Origin of the sequence: Pseudomonas sp. P4795 (assembly GCF_048822895.1) — a bacterium.
Classification (GTDB): Bacteria; Pseudomonadota; Gammaproteobacteria; order Pseudomonadales; family Pseudomonadaceae; genus Aquipseudomonas.
The window spans coordinates 661,621-667,933 of record NZ_JBMFBT010000005.1 but is presented as its reverse complement, the minus strand read 5'-3'; the positions used below and the strand labels follow the sequence as shown (position 1 = coordinate 667,933).

Sequence of the window (6,313 nt, the reverse complement as noted above, 5' to 3'; positions counted from 1 at the left end):
TAGTAGAAGTACCCGTTTTTGCTGGCACGTTACCCTGGTAACGGGCCGGTCACAGAATTTCTTGACGACCATAGAGCATTGGAACCACCTGATCCCATCCCGAACTCAGCAGTGAAACGATGCATCGCCGATGGTAGTGTGGGGTTTCCCCATGTGAGAGTAGGTCATCGTCAAGATTGAATTCCGAAACCCCAATTGCGAAAGCGATTGGGGTTTTGTCATTTCAGGCTGCGTGAAATCCAGTTGTTCAGGAGCGACAGCCATTCAACAATCCCGGATGACCGCTCTGGCCCGCCGTTCAGCGGGAATCCTGCATAAAATCCATTCATTTCCTACGCGAGCCTAAGATTTCTTCGAAACGTGCCGAAAAACTAGTGAGACATGCGTGCACCAAAGTTGAGCAGCCATAAGAACGCTGCCTGCGCTGTACATGGAATGTTGCATCCCGGAACGCATCCCCACTTTTGCATAAGAAGTCCCATGAAATGAATCTCAAGTTCAGCCATAAAATCCTGTTGGCCGCCTCGGGCGTCGTGGTCCTGGCGTTCGCGCTGTTCACGTTGTACAACGACTATCTGCAGCGAAACACCATTCGCCAGAACCTGCAGTCCTCTGTGCAGCAGGCCGGTGATCTGACTGCCAGCAGTGTGCAGAACTGGATGAGCGGACGAATTCTGGTGCTGGAAAACCTCGCCCAGAACGTTGCCCATCAAGGCAAGGACGCGGACTATCCCGGCCTGGTCGATCAGCCTGCATTCACCTCGAACTTTCAATTCACCTATGTCGGTCAGGCCAACGGTGTGTTCACCCAGCGCCCTGATGCGAAGATGCCGGACGGTTACGATCCGCGTCAGCGCCCGTGGTACAAGCAAGCGGTAACCGCCGATAAAACCATGCTGACCCCGCCATACATGGCAGCGGTTGGCGGGCTGGTAGTGACCATCGCCATGCCGGTGAAGAAGAACGGCGAACTGCTTGGCGTAGTTGGCGGTGACCTGAGTCTGGAAACCCTGGTGAAGATCATCAACTCGGTGGACTTCGGCGGCATTGGCCACGCGTTTCTGGTCAGCGGCGACGGTCAGGTGATCGTCAGCCCGGACAAAGATCAGGTGATGAAGAACCTGAAAGACATCTATCCGAATTCCAGCGTGCGCATCGAGAAGGGCAACCAGAACGTGATGCTCAACGGTCAGGAGCGGATCCTGTCGTTCACCCCGGTCACCGGTTTACCGAATGCCGAGTGGTACATCGGTCTGTCGATCGATCGCGACAAAGCCTACGCCGCGCTCAGCCAATTCCGTACTTCCGCTCTGATCGCGATGTTCGTTGCGGTAGCAGCGATTGCGGTGTTCCTGAGCTTGCTGATCACTGTGTTGATGCGTCCACTGATTACCATGGGCCGCGCCATGCAGGACATCGCGCAAGGCGAAGGCGACCTGACCCGACGTTTGTCGGTGGAAAGCAAAGACGAATTCGGCGAACTGGGCAGCTCGTTCAACCAGTTTGTGGAGCGCATTCACGCGTCGATTTCCGAAGTGTCTTCGGCGACTCGTCATGTACATGACCTGTCGCAACGCGTGATGGCATCGTCCAACGCCTCGATTGTCGGCTCCGACGAGCAAAGCGCACGCACCAACAGCGTGGCCGCCGCGATCAATGAGTTGGGTGCCGCCACCCAGGAAATCGCCCGTAACGCCGCCGATGCATCGCAGCACGCCAGCGGTGCCAGCGAGCAGGCTGATGACGGTCGCCAAGTGGTTGAACAAACCATTCAAGCGATGACCGAGCTGTCGCAAAAAATCAGCCTGTCGTGCACGCAGATCGAAACCCTGAATGCCAGCACTGACAACATCGGGCACATTCTCGATGTGATCAAAGGCATCTCCCAGCAAACCAACCTGCTGGCACTCAACGCGGCCATTGAAGCAGCACGTGCCGGTGAAGCCGGTCGCGGTTTTGCGGTAGTGGCGGACGAGGTGCGTAACCTTGCTCACCGTACCCAAGAATCGGCTGAAGAGATTCACAAGATGATCACTTCGCTGCAGGTCGGATCGCGTGAAGCGGTGACCACGATGAACGCCAGTCAGGTGTCCAGCGAACAGAGCGTGGAAGTGGCCAATCAGGCCGGTCTGCGTCTGGTCAGCGTGACCCAGCGTATCGGCGAAATCGACGGCATGAACCAATCGGTGGCAGCCGCGACCGAAGAGCAGACTGCCGTGGTTGAAACCCTCAACGTCGACGTTAACCAGATCAATCTGCTGAACCAGCAGAGTGTGGCCAACCTCAATGAAACGTTGAAGGATTGCGATGCGTTGTCGCAACAGGCCAACCGTCTGAAGCAGTTGGTCGATAGCTTCAAAATCTGATCAAACGCGCTGAAAATCAGCCCGCTGCGGAGTCATCCGCAGCGGGCTTTTTCATGCATTACACAAACAGCTTCTGCACATTGCCCATCGCATCATCGGCAAACCCCTGCACAAAATCCTTGAACCCCGGCAATGCCTCAGGCCCACCGCTGGACGGCTCGGCGATGATCGTCCAGGTCGCCCGTGACTTGCCTGCGCCCAGCGATTCAACATTCATCGCTGCCCAGAGATTGGCCACCCCCAAGGTGTTGTAGATCGTGGTCCAGGTCATGCTCAGCGCCTGGTCATCGCGGGAGTTGAGTTGCTCGACCACCAGGTTGCCGTCCTTGAAGAACTTCTTGCGCAGCGATGCTACGCCTTCGCCGGTCATTTCGATGTGCGACAGCGCCGGAATGAATTGGTCGAAACCGGCAAAGTTGCCGACTATCGCCCAGACCTTCGCGGCATCCACAGGCACTTCTACCGAAGACACAACGTGGCAGCCGTGCGGGTTTTTGATCAGGGTATCCGGTTGCAGATTGCTCATGGTGTTGCTCCTTTTTGTGAGTTCAGATGAAGTTGATTTGTTTCAGGTAATCGCAGCCCCGGCGCAGCAGCGCCGGCGATTTCTCCGGGTAGTGCGCGCCCATTTGCTGGACGCCGGCCTGGGCGTTGGCGTGGCCGATCAGCGAGATGTCGCCGATGTCTTCTTCGAAGCCGTTGAGGTAGAAACCGAGTACGCCGAACAGTGCGTTATCCGCATCGACCCGGCCCAGTTGTTGTTGCCAGTCGGCGACGCTGACCAACGAAAATTGACTGCCGGTTTCGCGGAACGAAGCGACGTACGCATCCCAACTCAACGGCTCGGGGTTATGCAGGTTGAACACTGCATGCTCGGGCGAGTAACGGCTGGCGTGGAAGGCAATGAAACGCGCGAGAAAATCCACCGGCATCAGGTCGAAATTCAGCGCGAAGGCCGGTACCTGGCCGAGCTGAATCGAGCCTTTGAGCATCAGCATCAAACGGTTTTTGTGCGGCTGACAAACGCCGCTCAAACTGTTGAAACTAATGTTGCCGGGCCGATACAGATTGACCCGCACCCCACATTCGCGCGCCCGTTCGAGGATGCGTTCGCCAACCCATTTCGACAGGTTGTAGCCGTTGCGGATGTAGATCGGCGGCGTGGTTGCGGCGGGCAGTTCCAGCACTCGGCCCTCAGCGTCGACGGTGCTTGAAGCGGACAAGGTCGAGACGAAATTGAAGACCTTTTTGCTGCGCCCTTCGCACAGGCGCAGGAGGGCAAAAATCGGCTCGACGTTGTCTGCTGCCAGCGACTCGTAGTCGAGGACGTGATTGACGTTGGCGGCGTTGTGCACCAGTGCGCCGAACTCGCGATCCAGCCGCTCGAACACCGCATCGTCCAGACCCAGTTGTGGCCGGGAAATGTCCGCCGCATAGACCCGCACCCGACTCAGATCCAGATGCTCGAGACGGTTCTCGCGCAGCGCCTCGGTAAAGCGTTGCGCGGCGGTTTTGCCGCCACCATCACGCACCAGACACGCCACCTCGCTGGCGCCCCAACCGAGCAACGCTTCGACGATATGCACACCGACAAAACTGTTGGCGCCGGTAACGATCACCTTGTGCACATCGCCCATACGACTGATCGGCAACGGCTCGACATCCAGTTCACGTTCGGCGTCGGCCATCGCCTGCGCGCTGAGCACGGCAGCGTCATCGGTACCGCGCACCAGCGTCGCGAGCTTAATGATGGTCGGCAGTTCGATGAAGCGGTTGATCGAGATGCTGCGGCCGAATTCTTCGCGCAGACGCAGCAACATGCGTGACAGCAGAATCGAATGACCACCGAGATTGAAGAAGCTTTCGTCGGTGGAAATATCGCTGCTCGGCAGCTCCAGCAATTCGCCCCAGATCTCCAGCAGCAATGCTTCGTCAGCGTTCGCGGGCAGGCATTTCGGGCCGCTGTCCTGCACGCTGACCGGCAGCTCCAGCAGAGCCTTGCGATCAACTTTGCCATTGGCGGCGAACGGCATGTTTGGCAACTCAGTCCACGCCACCGGTTGCATGTAGTCAGGCAAGAACTGCCGGGCGTGCTCCTTCAGTGCATCGCGGGCGACGTCTGATTGTGGCTGGGCGAGAAACGCCAGAATTCGTCGCTGACTGTCGATCACCACGGCGATCTGCCGATACAGCTGACTCTCGCGCAGGCAGCGTTCAATTTCTTCCGGCTCGACCCGGAACCCGCGAATTTTGACCTGGTTGTCACGCCGCCCGCACAGCTCGATCCCATGCTCTCCCCAGCGCGCCATGTCGCCGCTGCGATAAGCGCGCAGTGCTTTGCCGTCCGGCAAATCGAGGGTCAGATAACGTTCGGCGGTCTGCTGCGGATTGTTCAGGTAACCCAGGCAGACGCCGGGGCCGACGATGAACAACTCGCCCACAGTCTGCTCGGGCACCGGTTGCAGATCATCGTCGAGGATCAGCACCTGACTGTTGGCAATCGGCCCGCCGAGGCTGCGATTGCTGTCGCCGGGTTTCAGCTCTCGCGCGGTGATCAGCACCGTGGCTTCGGTCGGGCCGTAGAGGTTGTGCAGTTTGCCTTGCCGCGTCAGTTGCTCGATCACGAACGGCTCGCAGACATCGCCGCCGGTCATCACCTGCCCGACGCTTTGCAGCTGCTCCAGCGGCAAGATGCTCAGTAGCGCCGGCGGCAGGAAGGCGTGGGTCAGATGGCGACGACGAATCAACGCGACCAGTTGCAATGGATCGCGGCGCTGATTGTCGTCGGGCACCACGAGTTCCGCGCCCTCCACCAGACTCGGGAAGATGTCGATCAGTGACGAGTCGAAACTCAGCGAAGAGAACTGCAACACGCGGCTGTCGCAGCTCAACTGCACGTAATCGGCGTACCACGCGGTGAAGTGCGCAAGATTCGCCTGGCTGAGCAAAACACCCTTCGGATGCCCGGTGGTGCCCGAGGTGTAGAGCGCCATGCATGGAGCATCGGGTTCGGGGCGCCTGAGCATCAGCGGCTGGGTTAGATCGGCTTCGGCGCTGTCGATCTGGCTGACATCCAGCCCCGGCATCGATTCACTCAGCGGATGCTCGCCATCGTGCAGCAACAGCAGCGCCCCGGCGTTGTGCAAAATGTATTGCTGGCGCTGCAATGGATGACTCGGTTCGAGCGGTAGGTACACCGCGCCGCTGCCGAGAATCGCCAGAATCGCAGCGAACAGCGCCTCGGATTTTGGCAGGCAAATCCCCACCACCCACGGGTGCGGGTGCTGCTCGAGCAACGGCAGCAAGCGCTGCTGAATTGCCCGGCTGTGCGCATGCAACTGACGGTAACTGATCGACTGCTCGGCGAGGTGCAGCGCCGGTCGTTCGGCGTGGTGGATCAGGCTCTGTTCAATCCGCTCGATCACCGGGATTCGCGCCTGTTGCAGCAGCTCGGGATGGGCCGTGGCGTTGAGTCGATGAACGTAGGCCAGACCGTCGAGAAACAGCAGGTTTTCCACCCGCTCGAAGTCCGGCGCCGTGGCCGTCGTCGTCTGCTGAAAATACTCGGCATCGCGGGAGAAACGGCTGACCAGCAACGCCACCTCATCCACCACTTGCGTCAGCGTGCGTTGGCGCAATGCCTGGCCATTGCCGGACGGCTCGTCGGCGATCGGCACGCGACTGAGCAGCATCGTGTTGTGCAGGCACAGCAGATCAAGCATCGGCAAGCCGCCGACGCCGGTTTCGCCAATCCCCAGGCGCAAGGTCAGTTGCGGCGTGTGGACGAAATCAGTCGGCGCACAGGTGCCGTCATCGATTACCAGGTCCGCCGCTAGATCAGCGTTGCTCAGCAATGTATGACCGTGTTGTTCGAGCTCCTGCGCCAGGTCGGTCAAGGCCTGGCTGCGGCCCGTCAGCAAAATGTCGAGACGTCTCATGTCAGCCTC

The 6,313-nt window shown here is 59.1% G+C and carries 3 protein-coding genes and 1 rRNA gene; 2 read left to right on the top strand and 2 right to left on the bottom strand.

The features are described from left to right. Positions 1-60 precede the first annotated feature (60 nt). Together rrf and ACOI8A_RS18025 are read left to right on the top strand one after the other, a co-directional pair. Positions 61-176, top strand: a 5S ribosomal RNA gene (gene rrf, locus ACOI8A_RS18030). Between the two features lie 309 nt (positions 177-485). Further along, positions 486-2,366, top strand: coding sequence for a methyl-accepting chemotaxis protein (locus ACOI8A_RS18025; protein WP_420651018.1), 1,881 nt, complete (start codon positions 486-488; stop codon positions 2,364-2,366). Between the two features lie 58 nt (positions 2,367-2,424). Here the strand turns inward: ACOI8A_RS18025 and ACOI8A_RS18020 are convergent, their stop codons facing one another. After that, on the bottom strand, positions 2,425-2,892 hold the full coding sequence (locus tag ACOI8A_RS18020; RefSeq protein ID WP_420651017.1) for an SRPBCC family protein: 468 nt from the start codon (positions 2,890-2,892) through the stop codon (positions 2,425-2,427). 22 nt (positions 2,893-2,914) lie between these two features. Next, on the bottom strand, positions 2,915-6,304 hold the full coding sequence (locus tag ACOI8A_RS18015; RefSeq protein WP_420651016.1) for an amino acid adenylation domain-containing protein: 3,390 nt from the start codon (positions 6,302-6,304) through the stop codon (positions 2,915-2,917). Positions 6,305-6,313 lie beyond the last annotated feature (9 nt).

What these genes read in the sequence shown, in the direction of transcription:
- ACOI8A_RS18015 (WP_420651016.1), bottom strand. Translation starts at nt 6,304, where the DNA reads ATGAGACGTCTCGACATTTTGCTGACGGGCCGCAGCCAGGCCTTGACC.
- ACOI8A_RS18025 (WP_420651018.1), top strand. Translation starts at nt 486, where the DNA reads ATGAATCTCAAGTTCAGCCATAAAATCCTGTTGGCCGCCTCGGGCGTC.
- ACOI8A_RS18020 (WP_420651017.1), bottom strand. Translation starts at nt 2,892, where the DNA reads ATGAGCAATCTGCAACCGGATACCCTGATCAAAAACCCGCACGGCTGC.